Annotated in this window: 1 protein-coding gene; it reads left to right on the forward strand. The window is 48.3% G+C overall.

Going from position 1 to position 464, the window contains the following annotated elements:
* Nucleotides 1-464: hypothetical protein (locus tag EQG63_RS12275; protein WP_164974515.1), on the forward strand; the 464-nt coding region annotated here is incomplete at both ends.

Genomic DNA, 464 nt, shown 5'->3' on the forward strand with positions numbered 1-464 from the left:
GTTAGCGGTGGATGTAATCCACAAGGCGGTTTTACGGGTCCAACTACAATGCCAAATATTTGTGGAGGCTCAATCCAACTGACTTATAACGTAACCGACAGATGTTATGCTGGCGGAAGCGATTCAGCTACCTTTACCATTACTCCAGCGCCAGCTGTTGTGGTGAGCAATGTTCAAGATGCAAGCATCTCAGCCTGTGCAAGTGAAGCGGATATCAATGCGGCGTATGCCGCCTGGTTAGGAAGTTTTGGAGTTAGCGGTGGATGTAATCCACAAGGCGGTTTTACGGGTCCAACTACAATGCCAAATATTTGTGGAGGCTCAATCCAACTGACTTATAACGTAACCGACAGATGTTATGCTGGCGGAAGCGATTCAGCTACCTTTACCATTACTCCAGCGCCAGCTGTTGTGGTGAGCAATGTTCAAGATGCAAGCATCTCAGCCTGTGCAAGTGAAGCGGA

This window comes from Flavobacterium amnicola, assembly GCF_004122165.1.
Classification (GTDB): Bacteria; Bacteroidota; Bacteroidia; order Flavobacteriales; family Flavobacteriaceae; genus Flavobacterium; species Flavobacterium amnicola.